We start from the raw sequence: 20,805 nt of genomic DNA on the forward strand, positions 1-20,805 counted from the left end.
AGGCACAACCCTGGCATATTCAGGCGAAAGATTTCTGTGCAATAAGGCGCTGCACCATCGGTCTTACAATAAGATCCATGGCCAGCGCCATTTTTGTGCCCGGAATCACCAGAGTGTCGTGGCGTGACAGCGTGCTGTTCTGTATCGCCTGCAGCAGGTAGGAAAAATCCACGTCTGACGCATCCCGAAACCGGATAACAAACATGCTTTCGTCTTCGGTGGGCACATCCCGGACCACAAACGGGTTGGACGTATCTACAAGAGGGATACGCTGAAAGTTGATATGGGTATGTGAAAACTGCGGCACTATATCGTGAACGTAGTCATCCATACGGTTGATGATGGTCGCAACCACGGCTTCCTGACTGTAGCCGCGCTGATGGGTGTCCCGGTGTATTTTCTGGATCCACTCGAGGTTCACGATAGGCACCACGCCAATCATCAAGTCTACGTACTGGGCAATATTGTAAGCTTCGCTGACTACCGCCCCGTGCAAACCCTCGTAAAACAGCAGATCCGTGTCTGCCTGCAGCGAACCCCATGTCGTAAAGGTGCCCGGTTTATGGCCTTCGGCCTGCAAGTCACGATCCTCATCGTGCACATATTGGCGATATCGACCATTGCCTGTGTGGCTATAGTCGTAAAACAGTGCTTCCAGCTTATCAATGTGGTTGGCGGCAAGAGCAAAGTGATTGCGTTCACCAAACTGCCCCTTGGCAGCCAGCCGGGCCATCTGCTCACGGTTATAGCGGTGAAAACTGTCACCGCTGACCATCGCCGCCGTCAGCCCCTCATTCGCAAACATGCGCCGGAATATCTGGCCTGTGGTACTGGTGCCCGCACCGGAGGAGCCGGTTACCGCAATAATGGGATGACGTTTTGACATGGCTTAGGTGCGCCGCCGGTTGTATAAAATTCTGGTGAATGTTGCGTGTGCGCCTTGAAGGCGTCAGGCAAGGCTATCGAGCGAACGGGGCTTCTCAATCACAAATCCCTGAGCGTAATCCACGCCCAACTGCCTCAGTGTATCCAGAACGTCGCGGGATTCAACCTGGCTGGCAATCACTTCCCGATCCATATAATGCGCCATATCCACCATGGACTGCACCATGGCGCGATCTGTTTCACTGGTGCTGAGCTGGCCGGTGAACGCGCTGTCTATCTTTATCAAATCCACCGGGAGCGAGCGCATGAACTCGAACGAGCTGGGCCCACTGCCGAAGTTTCCGAGACAGAACCTGCAACCAAGCTCCTTCATCTCGATAATAAAGTCCGCCACCGCCTGCACATCATTGATTGCCGAGGCTTCGGTAACTTCAAACCAGAGACGCTCAATGGGCGCGTCTTTTTCACTCAGCTTTTCATAGATATGCTCAAGCAGCGACTGGTCGTTCAGTGAATAACCCGAGAGGTTGATACACACTCCACCAAGGTGGCGGGGGTCTGGCGCCTGTACCCGCAGCCAGTCCAGCATGTGCCCTACCACCCAGCGATCTACTGCTTGCATGCGATCATACCGCTCTGCCATGCGCACAAAATCACGCCCGGTAATCAGTACTCCGGCATCATCGTACATGCTGATCAGTACTTCATACTGTGCCGCCATTCTGGTACGGCTGTGCAACGGAATAATTTTCTGGCATCGCAACAGCATGCGCTCTTCATCGAGATCGCCAAGGCTGGCCACTTTGGCCGCGATCTGTTCCTGCCGCGCCTGATCGCCAGCATCCAGAGAATACTCTGACACCTTCCCAAGACCTTTCTCTCTTGCGCTGGCTAAAGCTTGCTCGGATGCTCTCAGCCAGCGCTCGGCGCTAACCAGGCCTGGTAATTCAGGCACAACACCAATACTGGCAGACAACTGATAGCGACGTTCGCCGTAGACAAACTCAGCCGCTTCAACAGCCAGAATGAGATTACGGGCCGCATCGTCAGCGCTTTCCGCTGGCACAAGCATGCCAAACTCGTTCCCCGCGAGCCTTGCCAGGGGCATTCCGTCCCCCACATGCTCTCGCAACAAATCGGCCACCCGTTTGAGCGCATCGTCACCCGCCTGATAGCCGGCGGTGTCATTCAGCAAGCGGAACTTGCGCAAATCCAGCCTGACCAAGGAGCGTTCATCTTCACGCCTGGCCAACTGCTGATCAAGCATGCGCTCAAATTCCCGGCGGCCAAGCAAGCCTGTCAGCTCGTCGTGGGTTGAGGCCCAGGACAACTGGTCATAGACCTTACGCACCATTCGGTCGATGCTTTCATCCACCAAGGGCCGTTCGTATTGGCTATCAGGTACGATAACGCCTTTGCGCATCTGGCGTGCCAAGGCTTCCAGCTCCAGTTCCACTACCCGCATGCCCTGGTGATTCACGAAAACAAAGCGGGTGAACCCACGAGCCACCCAAACCAGGCGGATATACTGAGGCTCGTCAGGCTTTTCCTGATCCCGAAGCCAATCACCCGTCCGCAGCCTCTGAGCACGATTGATCCAGCGCTGCAGACTGCGCTGTTCGCGCTCAGACAGTGCCTTTTTGAGGTCTTTGGCAGGTTGTGCTTTGGGAACTTCCACCATTTCCGGCGGGCTCTCTGGACGACGCACCAAAAACTGTTTCAGCTCATCACGTATCTGGGATGATGGCATGTGGTTACTGGAAATAGACGCCAATCCATCCTGAATAACCCGGAGCAATTCAGGCAGGTTTATGGCGGAGTCGTGGTCTTCTGAAAACGCCAGCAGGGAGTCAACAACTGCAAGGTAATCCTCCCAGATCTGGCTGTCTGCACCCTGGCGAATCCAGGTCAGTGACAAAAGGTCCCGCCAACCGCCGTCCAGGAGACTAAGCACCGCTTTCGGCACCTTCCGGCCCGCCAGCTTCTGGTTCAACACTTCCGCTACGGCCACTTTCGATTCCGCCACTTTCTGGGCGCCTTCGGCTGCGGCGGTTACCCGCTCAACGTTGCGCCGATAGACCAGATTCTGGCGGTCGATCAAGCCATCAAGCTCTTGTACTGTGTTCTCAAAAACGCCGGTATCCTGTTCGAACTCGGTAGTAATACGCTGGACAAGCTCATCAACCTTGCGTTGCACCACCGGGTTCAGACGACCACCCTTGACACCCAACTGGGCCAGTCGGTTCATCACGCCTCGAACCGGGCTGTTTTTGTCATCAAAAAAAGCAGGGTCGCGCATCACCACTTTCAAAACCGGTACCTGTAGCTGGCGCATTCGCTGCTGAGCGTATTCGCTGAGCTTCGGGCTCTCGGTTACCGAGTGGAAAAAACGGTCGACAACATCCAGCGTGCTTTGCTGTTCATCATCCAGCTTTTTGCCGCCCATCTCGCGGACTTTTTCCACTACCCGTTCCCGCAAAGGGACCACATTAGTCGCAGCCTCAACCGGCTCCGCCTGCAGCTGTTGAAGTTCACGCTGCAGTTCGCCGGTAGACACAGGCTTGGCGTTGACGGGAAAAGGCGTTTGCTCGATGCCACCACTTTTTGCCCGAGTTGCTGCAAGTGTTCCCAGAAGGTTTCGCACAGTCGCAAAGGCGGTTTGAGCAGCTTGGGCATAGCCCCGGAATTCACTGCCCAATCGCGATTTCCCGACGCTTGCTCCGCGGGGCACGGGCGGCTCTGCTCCGGGCTGAGCCTGATCATTCTGCGGCGTAGTGTTGCGCGCTGCTTCCATCTGTGCAGGCTCTGGCTGGCTCTGCTCCGCGGCCGGCCTGTCCGCTGGACTACTGGCGGCCTGCTCACTCAGGTACTTGCTGAGATCAAGCTCCGGCAGCACGCCATGACGAATCAGAATATTGTTCAGTTCCTTGTAGAGCGGGCCAAGGTGGTGCAGGACTGACTGCTCGAACACCTTCAGGCAAATTTTCTCTACTTCTCTGGAGGCCTTGAGCTGGGTCAGCCCGGCATGAAAAGATTCACACACAAGTGACGGGCCGAGAGGATTGTGGTGCCCGGTCGCATTGGCAATGCCCAACTTGTCCAAACGAAGCTTGAGCTGCAGAAGATCCTTGCGATACTGGGTGTCGGCCTTTGTCACCATTACCCGGATGGTCAGCCAGTCTTCAAACTCGCCTTTGTCCACAACAGAGAGTTCGGAGCCCGGAAAGCCTTTAGGCGCCGGTTTAAGTGGTGATTCCAGACTACGAGCCATCTGATGCCAGATAACCCGTTGCCGAGCCTTAACCTGACCGGAAAAGTCCATTAACTCGTTGGCTTGCTGGTCGTTCGTCGCTTTCTGCGCCGCTGCTTTCAGGGTATCGGCCATTTGCACAAAGCAGGCATCCATAAGCGGTTCTATGTGCTGGATAACCGCCCGCGCAGACTGGTGCAGGACAAACTGGACTCGCTCACTCGGCGCGCGTAGTGAAGCCCGCTCCTGACTATCAGAACCGCCACATTGCTGCAGCATAGACGCTACGGCTTCCGGGTTGTCGCGGGTAAAACTCACGCCCATGGCTCCATCAATACGCCTGGCCACACTCACGTGAACCTCATGCCGGCGTTTGCCATCCGGGTCGCGAAATCGCACAGTCAGTTCGGGGCGACTCGAGGCAGCAAACGCCCGATCGAGCTTGCGGGATGTCTCACCGGAATAACGGACAAAAAGGCCTTCCGGGCAAAAGTCCGCAATCTGACACGGCCATGTCTCACCCGTACCCAGATCAATCTGGGCAGCAAGCTTGATAGGTTTACGAGGGCTGCTTCGACGTTCTCTCGGATCCATGAACTACCTGACATTGCGTAAAGTCGGAGGGGCTGGGTGTTCAGCCTGCCAGCGACTAACGTCCCTGAAAAGTGGCCTTTGCCACCTGCTGTTATACAAAAAATGCTGATGCTTATAACCAATACTATAAGTGTACTATAGCGATCTGTGACGGACACATATACCGCCAAACCATAACATCCTGATTCTATGAAACAGCTTAGTCAGATCTATACAGTTTTACTACTGGTAACACTGCTGAGTGGCTGCTCGACCATCAGCTATTACACTCAGGCCATTCACGGCCACCTGGCTTTAACTATAGCTGGTAAACCAGTCGACACCCTTATTGCCAGTGAAGACACGCCCCCTGAGCTCCGTGACAAACTTATGCTCTCTCGCCAGGCTCTGCTGTTTGCGAGTGACCGGCTGGGGCTCTCGCCCGGAGACGCTTTCACCAACTATGTCGTTCTGGAACACCCCTGGGTTGTAGTCAATCTTGTGGCAGTGCCTGAGTTTTCGCTTCAGCCTCACCAATGGTGCTATCCGGTATTGGGCTGCCAAGCCTACCGCGGCTACTTTCACCTGGAAGATGCCCGCAAAGAAGAGCAAACCTACCGCGCCAATGGCTACGACACTTTCATTGGCGGAGTAACTGCCTATTCCACACTGGGCTGGTTTGACGACCCCTTGCACTCCGGTTTTACCAGCCTTGCAGATGACCGCATGGTGGCCTTGATGTTCCACGAGCTGGCTCACCAGGTGATCTATATCAAAGGGGACACCGCCTTCAATGAAAGTTTTGCCACCGCAGTTGAGCTGGAGGGCCTGAGGCTCTGGCTGGATCAAAGAGGCGATCCGGCCGCCTTCATCCAGGCACTGGAACAGCTTGAGCTGCGCAACAGCACCCACGCTCTGGTAGCCGCAACGAGTGCTGAACTTGAACAGCTCTATCAACGGCAGGGTGTGCTTACGGAGAACCGTTTGCGAGAGCGTAAACAACGCCTCTTTGATCAGCTTAATACGAGCTATGAACAGCTGCTAGCCAATAGATCAGGAAATAATATTGGCCCGTTCGGCCACCCTCCGGTTGCCTTCAACAATGCCAGGATTGCTCTTTTTTCCCAGTACAACCAGCACGTACCGGCCTTTAGGCAGTTATTAAAGCAGTCTGGCTACGATTTCCCGACATTTTACGACGCCGTAGAGACTCTCTCCGTAAAGCCTGATGCTCAACGCCAGCAGTCACTGGAAGTACTGTCAGAGCGGTTTGAAAAACACTTTTGAATTGCGCTGTGTGTTGTAGGCCGCAAGCTTTGGCCCAGGTAATGCCTGAACCGTGCTGGGCAGGAATCCGCGCTCGCGGAACCAGTGCTCGGTTTGTGTGGTAAGCACAAACAGTTTCTGGATGCCCTGGCTACGGGCGTGTTTTTCCACCATCAGCAATATATCGTCGCCTCTGCCAGCCCGCCGATAGGCGGAATCTACGGCGAAACAGGAGAGCTCTCCCGCACCATCTTCAGGGTAATTGTGCAGGGCGGCACAACCGACAATGGTGCCGTCACGCTCTGCGACTACATAATGCTCAATATCTGTCTCCAGCATTTCCCGAGAGCGCCGTACCAGAATGCCCTGTTCTTCCAGTGGCTCTATCAACCCCAGAATGCCGCCGATATCCTCAGCTCGAGCCTGACGAATCTGCTCATAGTGATCGCCGCTGACCAACGTACCTGTGCCATCCCGGGTGAATAATTCCTCAAGCAAGGCGCCATCGTTCACGTAGCTGATGAAATGTGCCCGCCGCACGCCCTTCACACAGGCATCGCAGGCGGCGCGCAACAGATCTGCGTCATGCCCGGTGACCGTGCCATCCGCCAACCGCTCCGGCGCCAGCCGGGCCGGGAGTTCGCGAATCAGGGAGCCGTCCTGCTCAAGCAGGCCCTGGTCGTCGATAAAGACGATCAGCTTTTCCACCTGAAGCGCCGCAGCCACTTGACTACCCACATCTTCATAGGACAGGTTGAAGGCATCTCCGGTTGGCGAATAACCCATTGGCGGAAGCAAAATGATGTGCCCCTGCTCCAGCAGCTTTTCGATACCTGCCACGTCAACGCGACGCACCTTGCCGGTGTAACCGAAATCGATGCCATCCAGCACCCCAACCGGCTTTGCCGTGACAAAATTGCCACTACTGACCCGAATGCGGGCATTGTGCATGGGCGAATTCACCAGCCCCATGGACAGCTGGCTTTCAAGATGTGCACGTAAACCACCCGTTGCTTCCATTACCAGAGGCAAATGGTTTTCGGGAGTAATGCGAAGACTGCGGGAAAAAGACGATTCCAGACCAGCTTCATCCAGGCGTTTCTGTATCTGCGGGCGGGCGCCGTACGCAACAATCAGGCGCACACCCAGACTGGCAAGCAGCGTGATGTCATGGATGATGTTAATAAAATTTTCGTGCTCAAATGCGTCACCCGGAATCGTCAACACCACCGTACGGCCGCGGTGCGCGTTGATATAAGGCGATGAATGGCGAAAAGAATGCAGCCAGTCGTTTGGTTTCAAGTGTTATTCCCCAATCGTATTTTTACGTGTTTTTTTCGCGCGTCCGCATACTCGAAGAAACTTAAAGACAAAACTGCCGGATGAGCCCCTGGAGGATTTTCACCGTGGGCTCCAGCTGTGACATTTCTATAAACTCGTCAGGCTGATGCGCCTGATCGATAGAACCCGGGCCAAGAACCAGGGTTTCCATACCAAGCTTTTGCAGCCAGGGCGCTTCGGTGGCAAAGGCGACAGCATGGGCAGTATGGCCGGTTAACGCTTCACAGGCTTTCACCAGGGCCGCATCTGCGGGCGTCTCAAACGGTGGCACGCCATCAAACAGCGGTTCAAACTCCATCGTTAATTCGCGCCGCTCAGCCAGCGGCCTAAGCCTGTGCAGAATATCCTGACGCAGGTTTTCCATGCTCATACCGGGCAGCGGGCGCAGGTCAAAATGCAGCTCGCAGCGGGCACAAATACGGTTCGGATTATCGCCACCGTGGATGCAGCCAAGGTTGAGAGTTGGCACCTGCACCTCGAAATTCGGGTTGCGGTACTGCGCCTGCCAATCGGTGCGCAGAGCCAGAAGTTCACCAAGAGCTTCGTGCATACCTTCCAGCGCATTGCGACCCAGGCTGGGGTCAGAAGAATGGCCCGACTGGCCCTCAAACGTCAGCCGCTCCATCATAATGCCCTTGTGCATACGCACAGGCCTGAGGCTGGTAGGCTCTCCAATAACCGCATAGCGGGCTTTCGGCTTGCCAGCCTCAGCGAGCGCTCTGGCGCCATTCATGGAGGTTTCTTCGTCTGCTGTCGCGAGGATAATCAGGGGTTGTTTCAGGTCGGCGGCAGTAAAGGCTTTGGCGGCTTCAATCGCCAGCGGGAAAAAGCCCTTCATGTCACAAGTGCCCAGGCCATACCAGCGGTTGTCCCGCTCGGTCAGCGTGAAAGGGTCGCTTTGCCAACGCTGGTCATCAAACGGCACGGTATCCGTGTGACCGGCAAGCACCAATCCGCCAGAGCCACTGCCCAGCGTTGCAATCAGGTTGTACTTGCCGGGCATGTCGGGCACCGCCAGAAGCTCAACGGCAAAACCCAGAGCCTCCAGCCACTCTCCCAGTCGCCGTACCACTGGCTCGTTGCTGTGATCCCACTCCGCCGATGCACTGCTGATCGACGGCAGCGAAACCAGCGTGGTCAGCATGTCACGCACGCCCGGAACCGAATCGGCCCTGTTGATCGCTTTACGACCGTCGTTATCGTCGCCAAACTGCGGCATTGTGTCTCCTCGCTCCGGCTGGAGCGTTATTGTGACTGGCCGCGTCGCCAGACCTCAAACCCTGCAATCGCACGCATAACGATCGGGTAGGCCACCTCGCCTCCAGCGACTTCACGAGCAACTTCCAGTTCCTGTTCGCTGACGCTTGCCAGACGGCCTTGCACCAGATTCCCGTTTGAGAGCGTCACCCTCACTTTACGGCCAACCCATGCAGGCGCTGTTTCAAGATCTTCTGCATGCCAACTGACAACCTCCGGATTCTCACGAGGTACAAGCGGCTCAAGCGCCTCCTTGGGAATTTCAGGCACGACGGGCTCTACCTTGCGGAGAAACACATCCGGCACCTTGGCGCCATTGTATTCTACAGCCCAAGCCAGGGTGCCATCAGCAGGTTCATCCTCTGCCCGCACCGGAATACCAAGGGCTTCGGAGTTCAGCTGCACAGACGCGGTTATTTCCCCACCTTCAAGCAACCACTGCTGATACAACGCAAGCAACTGCTCGCTGGGGCGCCAACCACGTGCGTTCAAACCGGTTTCGAATGTTTCCAGTGCACGACCCGCCCACTGAGAGATTCCCAAGCCGGATTCCCGAGCACAGTAGGCAGCCACCCGGCGCATGAGCCCACCATCTCTGATGGTAACGTCCAAGGGCTGAGGCGAGCTCGTCAAAGTTGCTTCTGGCGATACCAGATTGATGCGGGCGCCCGGCCAGTCAAGTTCAAGGCTACCGGTATTGGCCGAGTTCAGCTCAAGGTGAAGCCGCTCAGGTGTCTGCTTCAGCACTAACTCACCAGACAAGCGGGTGATGCCCATGCGTAACAAATCGCCACTACCAAGATGCTGACGCGGGTCTGGCGCGCAGGGCAGTGCAAACAGGACTGCCTGCTCACGACCACCGGCACCGTCTTCCGTTACCCAATTGCGGAACATGGTTGCTTCAAGTACCAGCGCCAGCCCTTCGGCCTGCAAAGACCAGCTGGCCGGCAACTGGGCAGGGTCCACCAGTGCCTGGAGCAGAGCCACAGGAGACCCGGCTTCAAATTCTGCACGGCCGATAACCAGAGGCTGAGTCAACTCAAACCCCTGCCAGGACGCCCCGGTAAATACCAGTCGACCTTCTACACCGGAGCCTATTTTTCCCCGCTCCAGAACGCCGCTGACGCCAAGCGCCTGTCGTGCTTCTGCCATGCGCTGGTCCGCCAGCCACCAGACCCCGGCCTTGAATACGGCAAAACCAATCAGGGCTGCCAGTATCAGTGTTGTGAGCAGACGTTTCATCCGGAAAGTCCTCAGGCGACGCGATCAGTTACGTGATATCAGGGTGCCAACACCCTCATCGGTGAAGATTTCCAGGAGGCAGGCGTGGGCCACGCGGCCATCAATGATATGAGAGGTGCGTACACCGTTCTCCACCGCACTCAAGGCGCATCGAATTTTCGGCAGCATGCCCCCGTGAATGGTGCCGTCTTCAATCAGGTCGTTCACTTGCTGTGCCGTTAACCCGGTGAGCACCTTATCTTCCTTGCTCTTGAGCCCGGACACGTTAGTCAGAAGCATGAGCTTTTCAGCCTTCATGGCTTCTGCGACCTTGCCCGCCACCAGATCTGCGTTGATGTTGTAAGAGGTGCCATCCGGCCCTACACCAATGGGCGCAATCACCGGAATCACGTTACTGCGGGTGAGCATGTCAATCACGTCCACGTTGATGCTGGCCACCTCGCCAACACGTCCGATGTCGATAATCTCGGCGCGCTCCAACTCCGGTGAGCGATCAACCACTTCCAGCTTGCGTGCGCGAATGAGGTTGGCGTCTTTTCCTGTGAGACCTATGGCTGTGCCACCCTGAGCGTTGATCAAGGACACAATTTCCTTGTTCACCTGGCCGCCCAGTACCATTTCCACCACATCCATGGTGGCGGCATCCGTCACTCGCATGCCATTCACAAAGCGGGACTGGATATTGAGGCGCTGCAGCAGCTCGCCAATCTGGGGGCCACCACCATGAACAACAATCGGGTTGATGCCCACAAGCTTCATGAGCACCACATCACGAGCAAAGCTGCTTTTCAGCTCCTCGTTTTCCATGGCGTTGCCGCCGTACTTGATAACCACGGTTTTCCCGGTGAACCGTTGAATGTACGGTAATCCACGGCTAAGAACGGTAGCCACCTGCATTGCTGTTTCACGATCCAGCGTCATCATTTTGCCTTAATAATTCAGAATGAAAATAGGATTCCCACAGAGCTGTTGTCAGAAGTCAGCCACAAGTTCTGGTGCTGCTTTCTGGAGCTGGGCCCGGAAAATATCTTTTATGCGCTCCAGAGCCTCTTCCGTTTCAGCTTCAAAGCGAAGTACCAGCATGGGTGTGGTATTGGAGGCACGACACAAGCCCCAGCCATCGGCGTAATCCACACGAATGCCATCAATCTTGCTGATGTTACCGTCGCCAAAATCACCCTCTGCACCAAGTTGCTCCATTATGGTGAACTTGCTGCTTTCGGTGACTTCAACATTAAGCTCTGGCGTGCTTATATCCTCAGGGAAGTCTTCAAACACTTCGTCACTGTGCCGGTCTTCAATGCCCAATATTTCCAGCAACCTGGCCGCTGCATATAGCCCGTCATCAAAGCCGTACCAGCGCTCAGCGAAGAAAATATGGCCGCTCATCTCACCTGCCAGCAAAGCGCCCGTTTCCTTCATCTTTGCCTTCATCAGCGAATGGCCGGTTTTCCACATGATGGGACGCCCACCCGCTTCCGAAATCACACCGGCAAGCCGTCGGCTACACTTCACATCGTAAATCACATCTGCACCAGGATTTCGTGACACCACATCACGGGCAAAGAGCATCAGCAAACGATCCGGCCAGATAATCTTGCCGGTATTCGTGACCAGGCCCAACCGGTCGCCATCGCCATCAAAGGCCACACCAAGATCTGCGCCTTCGGCTTTCACTCTTTCGATCAGATCCGCAAGATTGGCTGGCTTGCCCGGATCCGGATGGTGATTCGGGAAGTCCCCGTCAACCTCGCAGTACATCGGGATAACTTCACAGCCAAGCTCTTCAATCAGCATCGGGCCCAGCTCACCTGCAATGCCGTTGCCGGCATCCACAACAACTTTGAGCGGTGCTGCCACAGCGATATCGCCGACAATTCGATCAAGGTAAGCCCTGCGAACATCTTCAGTAGACTGTTCACCACGGCCTGCGGCCAGATCACCTGTCTGCACTCGCTTGTAGAGCGCCTTGATGGCATCGCCAGAGAGGGTTTCACCGCCCAGCATGATCTTGAGGCCGTTGTAATTGGCCGGGTTATGGCTTCCTGTCACCATAACGCCTGACCCATTCTCAAGATGATGGGTCGCAAAATACAGCACCGGTGTTGGCACTGCGCCCACGTGAATAACATTGCAGCCGGAAGCCATCACACCACGAGCCAGCGCATCTGCCAGCCCGGGGCTGGAATGGCGGCCATCGTAGCCTATGCATAAAGATGACAGCCCGCGGCTGATAGCCTCTGACCCTATGGCTGTGCCTATTTGCAGAACAACAGAAGGAGATAAGGTCTCGCCAACAATGCCCCGGATATCGTAGGCCCTGAAAATGTCTGGCGACATCTCAACCACCGGCTCATCCACCTCTTCAACATCTGGCATTTCTCCGCCGGCAAAGAAGGAGCTGTCACTACTGCCGCTGCCAAAACCCAGAACGTCTTCATCGCCGTCCAACATATCAATATCAGGTATGTCCTTGTCCTGAAACAGCGGCTCAACGTCGCCAGGCTCGGCCGTCCCACCACCCTTGACGGGCTTTGGCTTCGCCGTCTCTGCAGACTTTGTTATGCGCTTTTCGACAACCTGGGAAAGCCTGTAAAGTACCTCAGCGGCGGAGGCAACCATGTCCCACTGAAAGGCGGGTAACTTTTGTCGCTCACCTCCAAATACCTTATGAGCCCACTGAATCAGGTTGGTCACTTCCTGGCGCAAATTCTTCTGGGCGCTGATCAGCAAGACCCACACAAGTATGGCGGCTATCAGGGTAGGCACACCCATCAACAGCGCAACCCACAAGATATTGATGGGGGGCTCAGGCAAAGCGTTCGGTGTATAGCGCAGAGTCCAGTCCGGATTGGCGAGCGTACGGGTTTCAGCTGTGCTTGCATTTCCTCCAGCACCGCCGTTACTGACGAACGTGCGGGATGTTCCGGAGACTGTCTGCACCAAGGCTAACTCGCCACCAAGCTGTGTGCTGTTAACAGAGAGTAGTGGCTGAAACTGGGATGCGTCGAATACCAGCAGGAGGCTACCCACAACCGCCTTGCTGGAGGGATTGCGAACCGGAACGGCCATCTGGACATACCAGCGATTTTCACGGGGAAACGCGTCCGGGTGCAGAAGCTGAGTGTTCTCCGCGCGACGGGCCAGCTCCAGCCCCGCAAAACCAAGCAATCCATTTGCATCGCCAGTCCTGGGAATCTGACGGTATGGGAACAGATACGCTGCCTGCACTCCGGGTAAGGCAGTCGCTAACCTTTGCTGGACCATGCCGGGATCTGCGCGGTCCATCAAGGCATCCACAACATGAGGCTGGGTTGCCAAGCCATTCACGCTCTGCTGCATGAACGCAAGGTACTGACTGATGCGCTGAGCCGCAGCATCTGCCTCAGTGGCCTTCAAGGCGAGATAACGCTCTTCCGATGCCGGCTGCAATACCAGAACATAAACAAGAGCCACTGCAGCAATGCCTGCCACCAAAACAACCAGCGCCTGCTTGATCGCCGTCTGTCCCAGATGGATCATTTTAGAGCTTGCGGAAGCCCGGGTTTTCGGTTTTTTTTCTGCTTTGGCTGTCGGTTGCTCATCAACGGACGCCTCAGTCACTTTCTTCTTACCCAGTTTCATAGTTCATCCTGCAATTATCTTTTTTGTCCTGGACAAGCACTTGTCGGCAAAGTATAGACGCCACAGCGGGTTTCTGCGCTAAGGCTAAAGGCTAGCGGGTTCCTGTAGAGCCGAAACCACCCTCGCCCCGGACGCTGGCATCAAACTCGGAAACCACTTCAAAATCCGCCTGAATTACTGGCACCAGCACCAGCTGAGCAATCCGCTCGCCCACTTCAACCGTGAAAGCAGTTTTGCCGCGGTTCCAGCAAGACACCATCAATTCGCCCTGGTAGTCGGAATCGATCAGCCCCACCAGATTGCCCAGCACAATGCCGTGTTTGTGACCCAGCCCGCTTCGGGGCAGAATCATGGCCGCCAGAGACGGATCTGCAATATAAATGGACAGCCCGGTTCGGATGAGCTGGGTATCCCCGGGATTCAGAGTCAGGGGCTCATCAAGGCAAGCCCGCAGATCCAACCCAGCCGATCCTTCGGTGGCGTACTCGGGGAAGGCAATCTGGTTGCCAATCCGATCATCAAGAATGCGTACCTGTAAATTCTTTTTGCTCATGTTATTCCTGCTTCAGATGTTCGCCAATCAGCGCTACGAGGCGCGATGCAATCGCTTTCTTGGTGTCTGGCCCTATCGCCTCCTGCCCATCCGGCCAGAACACCGTGACGGCGTTATTGTCGCTATTGAAGCCCAGGCCGGGAACAGAGACATCATTGGCGACAATCATGTGCAACTTCTTGCGTTGCATTTTGTCCTTGGCGTAGCTGGCCACGTCGGTGGTTTCAGCTGCAAAGCCCACAGTAAAGGGCGCATCGGGGCGCCCGGCAATGGTAGCCAGCGTATCAGGGTTGCGCACCAGGGGCAGCGCCATGGACTCACTGGACTTTTTGATCTTGTCGTCAGCACGATTCTCGGGCCGATAGTCTGCTACGGCAGCCGTCGCAATAAACAGGTCACAGCCTTCATCAACTGCGTCCATAGACGCTTTCAGCATATCTTCGGCTGTAACAACAGGGCGCACTTCAATGCCCACAGGAACCGGCAAATTGACCGGCCCACTCACCAGAACAACACTGGCGCCCGCATCCCGTGCCGCAACAGCCAGCGCATAGCCCATCTTGCCAGAACTGTGGTTGGTGATATAGCGCACAGGATCTATAGGCTCACGGGTCGGGCCGGCGGTAATTACGACACGCCTGCCCGCAAGCTCTCCAGCTCCGGAATGCTTATTCATGATCAGGGCCGCGATCTCCGCAGCCTCAAGCATACGCCCCGGCCCATTGTCACCACAGGCCTGCTCACCCTGGGCCGGCCCCCAGAGAGAAATTTGCAGATCACACTCCAGCAAACGTATGTTGCGCTGGGTACGCTCATTGCCCCACATGGCCTGATTCATGGCAGGCGCTACCGCGATGGGCGCCTCAGTTGCGCAGCAAACAGTGGTCAGAAGATCGTCGGCCATGCCCTGGGCCAGCCGCGCAACAAAATCTGCAGAAGCAGGCGCAATGACCACTTGATCAGCCCATTTGGCTAACTCTATGTGCCCCATGCCTGCTTCGGCCTCAGGATCAAGCAAAGAGGTACGCACCGGCTCGCCACTGAGCGCCTGAAAGGTCAGAGGGGTTACGAAGGCTTCTGCGCCTCGCGTCATGATAACCCTTACCTCATAGCCCGCCTTTTTCAGCAAGCGCACAAGCTCGGCACTTTTATAGGCTGCAATACCACCGGTAATACCCAGCAGAATTTTTCTGACGGCCATCATAAGGCTCCGTATCCGCTTAATATGAAAGGCTTATAAGATAGCATGCCCAGCGGATACCGACAGCCTGCAAGGCAGCCCCCTCGTTTACCATTTGTTACTTTTTGAAGTAGTCTTCGTAACTGGAATGCGCAGGACGCGCTAAATCCCTCAAAAATCCCCAAAGCGATTCGCAAGGAAGCAAACATGACCAACCCCGCATGGCCTATGGATGAGCGCCCCCGTGAACGACTGCTCGCCCACGGCCCCGAAAGCCTGTCTGACGCAGAACTGCTGGCCATTTTTCTACGCACCGGCACCACCGGCATGCCGGTTATGGAGCTCTCGCGCGCCCTTTTGCAGGAATTTTCCGGCCTGCGTGGATTGCTGACAGCCTCAAGGCGGCAGTTCTGTGGCGTGAAAGGGCTGGGGACCGCAAAATATGCACAGGTTCAAGCCGCCATGGAAATGGCCAGGCGCGTAATGGACGAGCCACTACGCCAAGGCGACCCTCTTCGATCACCAGAAGACACCCGACGCTTTCTCACCAGTCGGCTGGGGACTTACCCCCACGAAGTATTTGCAGGTCTTTTTCTGGACAACCGGCACCGGGTCATTCAATACAGGGAGCTGTTCAGAGGCACTATTGACGGCGCAGCCGTGTATCCGAGAGAAGTGGTGCGACAAGCGCTGGAAGATAATGCAGCGGCGGTTATTTTCGCCCATAATCACCCTTCCGGAGTAGCCGAACCCAGTCAGGCAGACATCTCCCTGACCAAGCGCCTGAAAGAAGCACTCGGATTGGTGGATATCAGGGTTCTTGACCATATGGTGATCGGTCACGGTGAGGTAATATCCCTCGCAGAACGTGGATTGATGTAAGCCGTCACAGGCGAATGTGCGAAAACTGGCCAAATTCCCAACAATTTTTTGCGTTGGGATGCTGGTTCTGGTATAAAAGCGTCCCTTTCTGGCGGCGTCTGGCGAGCAGCGTTCAGTTCAGGGGCGCAAACAGGAGCCTAATCACTCCTCGGCAACCAGAGACGCAATTAAAATCGAATTCGTATTTATTAAGACCATTGCTCAGGTCGGAGGCAAGTATGTCCAGAGTTTGTCAGGTAACCGGTAAGCGTCCGGTTTCCGGTAACAATGTTTCTCACGCGATGAACCACACCCGTCGTCGTTTTCTGCCTAACCTGCAAAGCAAGCGCTTTTGGGTTGAGTCTGAAAAGCGTTTCGTTCGGCTGCGCACGTCTACCAAAGGTATGCGCATCATCGATAAAAAAGGTATTGACGCTGTATTGGCCGATCTTCGTGCCCGCGGCGAGAAAGTATAAGGAGCTGCATCATGCGCGAAAAAATCAAGCTGGTTTCATCAGCAGGCACTGGTCACTTCTACACGACCATGAAAAACAAGCGTAACACCCCGGAAAAAATCGAGATCAAAAAGTACGATCCGGTTGTCCGTAAGCACGTTGCGTACAAGGAAGCCAAGATCAAGTAATTCCTGATCTGGTATCCACAAAAAAACCCGACAAATTTGTCGGGTTTTTTTGTGGCCAGTTTTCAGAAAATCTCTTCAGAACTTTTCCAGATACCCATCGGGTAACGCTATATCCATGGCAATCGGCAAGTGATCCGACATGGGATAGCTCACCACTTCCGAATTCCTTATCTGCAAGCTCGGGCTCACCAGAATATGATCGAGCGCCTTCTCAGGCCGCCAGCTCGGGAAACTGTGGGCGCTGTCCGGCAGAGGGATCAGATCCGTGTCTTTCAAGGGTGTTTGAGTCAACAACTGCTCTGCATGAGCGTTCATATCCCCCATCAGCACCACATGCCGGTACTTTGAAATCAGCTCACTGATAAAACCCAACTGTCGCTGCTGCGCTGACTTGCTCAAAGCAAGGTGCATCATCACCAACACCAGCGGGTCTTCTTCGGTGCCATAGCGGGCAACAATGGCCCCCCTTCCGGGAAGCCGCCCTGGCAACTTGTATTCTTTTACATCCAGAGGCCGGAACCTGCTGAGCAAACCATTACTGTGCTGGGCAATCTGCCCCAGATTACGGTTTAACTGCTGATGCCAGTATGGAATGCCCGCCGCTTCGGCAAGGTACTGAACCTGATTGATGTGCCCACTGCGCAGACTTCCTCCATCACACTCCTGCAACGCTATTACATCGTAGTTGCTCAGTAGCGAGGCTATGCGGTCCAGATTCTGGATACGGTTACGATGGGGCAGAAAGTGCTGCCAGCTTCTGGTCAGGTAGTGGCGATAGGACGACGTACTGATGCCCACCTGAATGTTAAATGTGAGCAGCCGAAGGTGGCGCTGAGGCTCAAACAGGGGTACGTGCTCAAGGCCCGAGTTTGAACCTTTCGGCTCACCCCGGGCACTGATAATACCATCGAGCTGCTTTCTGAAGCGTTTATACATGATATATCTGCTGTCTTGCTCCGTTTGCCAACCCTAACGCCAGGCGAGGCATGCGTTACGGATTCGCAGCCCGCTCTTTCTCCACCAGATAATCCACAACCGCCAGCGATGCCTCAAGACTACCCGCCATGGACGCACTGACCGTGTACTTGCCATTTACCAGCATAGTCGGTGTGCCGGTAATTCGCGCGCCCCGGATTTTGGCCTGCGCCTGCTGCATACGCGCATTAACACCAAAACTGTTGTAGTTATTCAGGAACTCTTCGCGATCCACACCATAACCCGCAACAAAGTCAGCCAGAGACTCACCATCATTCAACGGTCGACGCTGGCCTGCCAGAGCCTCAAAAAGGGCATCATGCACTTTATCCAGCGAGTTCATTGCTTCAAGCGCATAGTACGCCTGTGCGTGGGGCGCCCAGGAACGACCCAGAGCCGCAGGTATACGTACATAATTCACATAATCCGGAGCATTGGCCTCCCAGCTTTCGGCCAGAGGCTTGAAGTCGTAGCAGTGCGGGCAGCCGTACCAGAATACTTCTGCCACCTCAATGTCGGTACCACTGTCTGTGCGCACCGGAGTATCCAGCTTTTTGTAATGCACGCCTTCCTGCCAGTCATCCGCATTGGCTTGGCCAAAAACAGCCAGGGCCGCCAACAGCAGACCAACCGTTCTGAATGCTCGAAACATGAAATATCTCCAGATTTTATAAATGTCGTTATAGGGGAATTATGACCCGCCAAACCTGAAAAGTTCCACTGCTTGCGGATTACAGGTTCGACAGACGAAAAACCCCGCACTGGGCGGGGTTTTTGTCAGGCCGTGAACGATTGGATCAGTTCAGTCCAGAAATGTAGCTGGAAACAGCCTCGATTTCTGCATCGGTCAGCCTGGCAGAGACATCCACCATGATCGCCGCGTGAGAGCCATTAGCACGGGTGCCATCGCGATAGGCTTCCAGCTGCTTGGCCAGATACTCGGCATTCTGGCCACCGATGTGAGGATACCCGGCCGGCTCGTTGCCTTTGCCCTGAGGGCTGTGGCAGGCTGCGCACGCAGGAACACCAGAGGCCATGTTTCCACCGCGGTAAAGTGCGGCGCCCTTCTCGACCAACTCCGGATCAGCCTGACTGACAACCATTTTTTGTTGCGCAAAATATGCTGCCAGATCTTGCAGGTCCTGCTTTGACTTGCCAGTAAGCTGGCCTGTCATCTCAGGAATTGGACGTGAATCTTCCTGGATGGCCACCAACTGGTCAAACAGATACCTTTCACCCAGCCCGGATATTTTCGGATAGGACCCCATGATTGGCTTTGCCCCACCTTCACCGTGACAGGCCTGGCAAGCTGCCGCTGCCTGTTTTCCCGCTTCAGGATTACCTGCCCCATGCGCCATTGCTGTAAGGCCAACGCCGAAAACAAATCCTGCGATCAGTTTCTTCATGCTCGCTCCGCTTCTCTCATCTCGAATATATTCTTGGTTTACAGCCGGCAGGCGCTGTTCAGTCAGGCTCAAGACCAGGGCTGACAGCGGTTACGCCAAGCGTACCGCCCGGAATTGGTGTAGCATTATACATTAATCTCTAATAACTGAAATCCAAAGGAAAGCCAACCGCTGTGGACTCTGACCTGACTCAAAAAAGCATCTCTTTTAACAGCGCTCGCTTCCTGATTAGCGCCCCCCGGCTGGAAGACTGCCCACCAGATATAGGCGCAGAAGTCGCCTTCGCCGGGCGTTCAAACGCAGGAAAGTCCAGTGCCATGAACGCAATTACCGCGAACGGGAAGCTGGCCCGCACCAGTAAAACACCCGGTCGCACGCGCCTGATCAACTTTTTTTCCCTGAATCGCGAGCACGCCCGGCTGGTGGATTTACCTGGGTACGGCTATGCGAAAGTATCCCGGGACATGAAAGATGACTGGCAAAAGCACCTGGGACAATACCTGAACCAACGCCAATGCCTGAGAGGCCTGGTTCTGGTGATGGACATTCGCCACCCGCTCACCGAATTCGATCAAATGATGGTGGAATGGTGCGAACATAACAAGCTGCCACTGATGATTCTGGCCACCAAAGCCGACAAACTTAAATTCGGGCAAGCAAAAACCACCATGCTGGAGATCGCCAAAAAGCTGAAGGCGTTTTCCTGTGTTGAGCATTTGATTATGTTCTCGTCAACATCCAAACGCGGCGTTGATGAGTGCCGGTCGGCACTGACAGACTGGCTGGAAGATTCAGCAGAAAGCACTCAATAGCGAAGAAAAAACCGGCCTGCGAAAACAGGCCGGTAAAACGTCAGGGTTTGCGACGTGTTAAAACCTGAGAACTCACTCAGGGGGGCGCCGGAAACGTCCGAATTGCCCGCGCCACACACTAAGACACCAACCGCCCGGAAAAGTTCCGAAGCAGGCACCTGGATTTAGCCCACCGAAACTTCGCGTTCACCCTCCTGCTCCGGCATGGTTGGTCGATACTTCTCCCTGAGCTCCAGAACCTGCTCACGATAAACCGGCGTCACATAAGGGATCTCAAGCGTCAGCACCTGATAAATTCCCTGTTTCAGCTCACGGAGAGTCAGACATGCCGACGCCTTTTCACCGTGTGCGGTTTTCAGGAACGCCATCCAGTTGGTGACAATCAGCCAGACGTTCAGCGACATGGCGGCTCGAAGCGTATCGGGCTGAGGCTCCAGAACCCCGCCTTCCGCCAGCTTCTCGAAAATTCTGCTTATGGCCGCCAGACATCGATCTGTGAACTCTCGATAGTCATTTCGTAAGCGCTGATCCCTGTCCAACAGGTTTTCAAGATCCCGATGAAGAAACCGGTAACTCCATAGCCCGTCAAAAACAGACTCCAGGTAAAACGTCATGTCGTCCAGATTCAGCGGCCGGTTTTCAGGAATATCAAGGTAGTAATCCACCAGCTTTTCGTATTCCTGAAATATCTCGTAAATGATGTCGGACTTATTACGAAAGTGGTAATAGAGATTGCCCGGCGAAATCGCCAGGTACGCTGCAATATGGTTGGTTGTAACGTTCCGCTCACCTTGCTCGTTAAACAGCTCAAGGCTCGACAGTAAGATCTTGTCTCTGGTTTTCATAAGCTCATCGACGTTTGTTGTTTTGCAGCTCACAGATGGCCCAATTGGCCATCGGAGTCGCTTGACTCCCTAGAGTATATACTCTAATAATA

General features: G+C 55.1%; 18 protein-coding genes. 5 read left to right on the forward strand and 13 right to left on the reverse strand.

Translation table 11 applies throughout. From position 1 onward, the window contains the following. Window positions 1–19: 19 nt before the first annotated feature. A complete protein-coding gene (locus FFI61_RS07250) occupies window positions 20–886 on the reverse strand; it encodes a phosphoribulokinase (RefSeq protein WP_200369774.1) in 867 nt (288 codons plus the stop codon). 63 nt (window positions 887–949) lie between these two features. Beyond that, complete coding sequence (locus tag FFI61_RS07255) at window positions 950–4,729, reverse strand: DUF1631 family protein (protein WP_200369775.1); 3,780 nt, start codon at window positions 4,727–4,729, stop codon at window positions 950–952. 189 nt (window positions 4,730–4,918) lie between these two features. Between FFI61_RS07255 and FFI61_RS07260 the strand changes: the two genes are divergently transcribed. Next, complete coding sequence (locus tag FFI61_RS07260) at window positions 4,919–5,995, forward strand: aminopeptidase (RefSeq protein ID WP_200369776.1); 1,077 nt, start codon at window positions 4,919–4,921, stop codon at window positions 5,993–5,995. On the opposite strand, the gene argA is transcribed toward FFI61_RS07260, so the two are convergent. The 7 genes from argA to coaBC form a co-directional block, all read right to left on the reverse strand. Then, window positions 5,969–7,276 carry an amino-acid N-acetyltransferase gene (gene argA / locus FFI61_RS07265; RefSeq protein ID WP_200369777.1) on the reverse strand — a complete coding sequence of 436 codons (1,308 nt, stop codon included), beginning with the start codon at window positions 7,274–7,276 and terminating at the stop codon, window positions 5,969–5,971. The genes FFI61_RS07260 and argA overlap by 27 nt on opposite strands. Window positions 7,277–7,337: 61 nt before the next feature. After that, a complete protein-coding gene (argE, locus tag FFI61_RS07270) occupies window positions 7,338–8,534 on the reverse strand; it encodes an acetylornithine deacetylase (RefSeq protein WP_200369778.1) in 1,197 nt (398 codons plus the stop codon). Window positions 8,535–8,560: 26 nt separating this feature from the next. Then, window positions 8,561–9,814 (reverse strand): acetylornithine deacetylase, encoded by a 1,254-nt coding sequence (locus FFI61_RS07275; RefSeq protein ID WP_200369779.1) that lies wholly within the window; start codon window positions 9,812–9,814, stop codon window positions 8,561–8,563. 24 nt (window positions 9,815–9,838) lie between these two features. Next, window positions 9,839–10,735, reverse strand: coding sequence for an acetylglutamate kinase (gene argB / locus FFI61_RS07280; RefSeq protein WP_200202247.1), 897 nt, complete (start codon window positions 10,733–10,735; stop codon window positions 9,839–9,841). Window positions 10,736–10,786: 51 nt separating this feature from the next. Further along, the gene (locus FFI61_RS18010) at window positions 10,787–13,438 is read right to left on the reverse strand and encodes a phosphomannomutase/phosphoglucomutase (protein ID WP_200369780.1); all 2,652 of its coding nucleotides are present in this window, start codon (window positions 13,436–13,438) and stop codon (window positions 10,787–10,789) included. A gap of 91 nt (window positions 13,439–13,529) precedes the next feature. Next, window positions 13,530–13,991 carry a dUTP diphosphatase gene (gene dut / locus FFI61_RS07290; RefSeq protein WP_200202249.1) on the reverse strand — a complete coding sequence of 154 codons (462 nt, stop codon included), beginning with the start codon at window positions 13,989–13,991 and terminating at the stop codon, window positions 13,530–13,532. A 1-nt stretch (window position 13,992) separates the two neighbouring features. After that, on the reverse strand, window positions 13,993–15,192 hold the full coding sequence (coaBC, locus tag FFI61_RS07295; protein WP_200369781.1) for a bifunctional phosphopantothenoylcysteine decarboxylase/phosphopantothenate--cysteine ligase CoaBC: 1,200 nt from the start codon (window positions 15,190–15,192) through the stop codon (window positions 13,993–13,995). A 186-nt stretch (window positions 15,193–15,378) separates the two neighbouring features. Here coaBC and radC point away from each other — a divergent pair, with 186 nt between their 5' ends. From radC to rpmG, 3 genes are all read left to right on the forward strand, one after another. Then, window positions 15,379–16,053, forward strand: coding sequence for a RadC family protein (gene radC / locus FFI61_RS07300; RefSeq protein WP_200202251.1), 675 nt, complete (start codon window positions 15,379–15,381; stop codon window positions 16,051–16,053). 218 nt (window positions 16,054–16,271) lie between these two features. Next, window positions 16,272–16,508, forward strand: coding sequence for a 50S ribosomal protein L28 (gene rpmB, locus FFI61_RS07305; RefSeq protein WP_200202252.1), 237 nt, complete (start codon window positions 16,272–16,274; stop codon window positions 16,506–16,508). Between the two features lie 11 nt (window positions 16,509–16,519). Beyond that, on the forward strand, window positions 16,520–16,675 hold the full coding sequence (rpmG, locus tag FFI61_RS07310; RefSeq protein ID WP_071263342.1) for a 50S ribosomal protein L33: 156 nt from the start codon (window positions 16,520–16,522) through the stop codon (window positions 16,673–16,675). Between the two features lie 75 nt (window positions 16,676–16,750). Here rpmG and FFI61_RS07315 read toward each other — a convergent pair whose 3' ends face one another. The 3 genes from FFI61_RS07315 to FFI61_RS07325 form a co-directional block, all read right to left on the reverse strand. After that, window positions 16,751–17,611, reverse strand: a complete 861-nt coding sequence (locus tag FFI61_RS07315; RefSeq protein WP_200202253.1) for an endonuclease/exonuclease/phosphatase family protein — start codon at window positions 17,609–17,611, stop codon at window positions 16,751–16,753. Between the two features lie 55 nt (window positions 17,612–17,666). Next, window positions 17,667–18,302 carry a thiol:disulfide interchange protein DsbA/DsbL gene (locus tag FFI61_RS07320; protein WP_200202254.1) on the reverse strand — a complete coding sequence of 212 codons (636 nt, stop codon included), beginning with the start codon at window positions 18,300–18,302 and terminating at the stop codon, window positions 17,667–17,669. 145 nt (window positions 18,303–18,447) lie between these two features. Beyond that, on the reverse strand, window positions 18,448–19,056 hold the full coding sequence (locus FFI61_RS07325) for a c-type cytochrome (protein ID WP_200202255.1): 609 nt from the start codon (window positions 19,054–19,056) through the stop codon (window positions 18,448–18,450). Window positions 19,057–19,229: 173 nt separating this feature from the next. Between FFI61_RS07325 and yihA the strand changes: the two genes are divergently transcribed. Next, window positions 19,230–19,868 carry a ribosome biogenesis GTP-binding protein YihA/YsxC gene (gene yihA / locus FFI61_RS07330; protein WP_200369782.1) on the forward strand — a complete coding sequence of 213 codons (639 nt, stop codon included), beginning with the start codon at window positions 19,230–19,232 and terminating at the stop codon, window positions 19,866–19,868. Between the two features lie 164 nt (window positions 19,869–20,032). Here the strand turns inward: yihA and FFI61_RS07335 are convergent, their stop codons facing one another. Then, the gene (locus FFI61_RS07335; RefSeq protein WP_200202257.1) at window positions 20,033–20,713 is read right to left on the reverse strand and encodes a TetR/AcrR family transcriptional regulator; all 681 of its coding nucleotides are present in this window, start codon (window positions 20,711–20,713) and stop codon (window positions 20,033–20,035) included. Between the last annotated feature and the right edge of the window lie 92 nt (window positions 20,714–20,805).

Origin of the sequence: Marinobacter sp. DY40_1A1 (genome assembly GCF_016597815.1) — a bacterium.
Classification (GTDB): Bacteria; Pseudomonadota; Gammaproteobacteria; order Pseudomonadales; family Oleiphilaceae; genus Marinobacter; species Marinobacter xiaoshiensis.

What these genes read in the sequence shown, in the direction of transcription:
- FFI61_RS07250 (WP_200369774.1), bottom strand. Translation starts at nt 886, where the DNA reads ATGTCAAAACGTCATCCCATTATTGCGGTAACCGGCTCCTCCGGTGCG.
- FFI61_RS07255 (WP_200369775.1), bottom strand. Translation starts at nt 4,729, where the DNA reads ATGGATCCGAGAGAACGTCGAAGCAGCCCTCGTAAACCTATCAAGCTT.
- FFI61_RS07260 (WP_200369776.1), top strand. Translation starts at nt 4,919, where the DNA reads ATGAAACAGCTTAGTCAGATCTATACAGTTTTACTACTGGTAACACTG.
- argE (WP_200369778.1), bottom strand. Translation starts at nt 8,534, where the DNA reads ATGCCGCAGTTTGGCGACGATAACGACGGTCGTAAAGCGATCAACAGG.
- FFI61_RS07275 (WP_200369779.1), bottom strand. Translation starts at nt 9,814, where the DNA reads ATGAAACGTCTGCTCACAACACTGATACTGGCAGCCCTGATTGGTTTT.
- argB (WP_200202247.1), bottom strand. Translation starts at nt 10,735, where the DNA reads ATGACGCTGGATCGTGAAACAGCAATGCAGGTGGCTACCGTTCTTAGC.
- FFI61_RS18010 (WP_200369780.1), bottom strand. Translation starts at nt 13,438, where the DNA reads ATGAAACTGGGTAAGAAGAAAGTGACTGAGGCGTCCGTTGATGAGCAA.
- dut (WP_200202249.1), bottom strand. Translation starts at nt 13,991, where the DNA reads ATGAGCAAAAAGAATTTACAGGTACGCATTCTTGATGATCGGATTGGC.
- coaBC (WP_200369781.1), bottom strand. Translation starts at nt 15,192, where the DNA reads ATGGCCGTCAGAAAAATTCTGCTGGGTATTACCGGTGGTATTGCAGCC.
- radC (WP_200202251.1), top strand. Translation starts at nt 15,379, where the DNA reads ATGACCAACCCCGCATGGCCTATGGATGAGCGCCCCCGTGAACGACTG.
- rpmB (WP_200202252.1), top strand. Translation starts at nt 16,272, where the DNA reads ATGTCCAGAGTTTGTCAGGTAACCGGTAAGCGTCCGGTTTCCGGTAAC.
- rpmG (WP_071263342.1), top strand. Translation starts at nt 16,520, where the DNA reads ATGCGCGAAAAAATCAAGCTGGTTTCATCAGCAGGCACTGGTCACTTC.
- FFI61_RS07315 (WP_200202253.1), bottom strand. Translation starts at nt 17,611, where the DNA reads ATGTATAAACGCTTCAGAAAGCAGCTCGATGGTATTATCAGTGCCCGG.
- FFI61_RS07320 (WP_200202254.1), bottom strand. Translation starts at nt 18,302, where the DNA reads ATGTTTCGAGCATTCAGAACGGTTGGTCTGCTGTTGGCGGCCCTGGCT.
- FFI61_RS07325 (WP_200202255.1), bottom strand. Translation starts at nt 19,056, where the DNA reads ATGAAGAAACTGATCGCAGGATTTGTTTTCGGCGTTGGCCTTACAGCA.
- FFI61_RS07335 (WP_200202257.1), bottom strand. Translation starts at nt 20,713, where the DNA reads ATGAAAACCAGAGACAAGATCTTACTGTCGAGCCTTGAGCTGTTTAAC.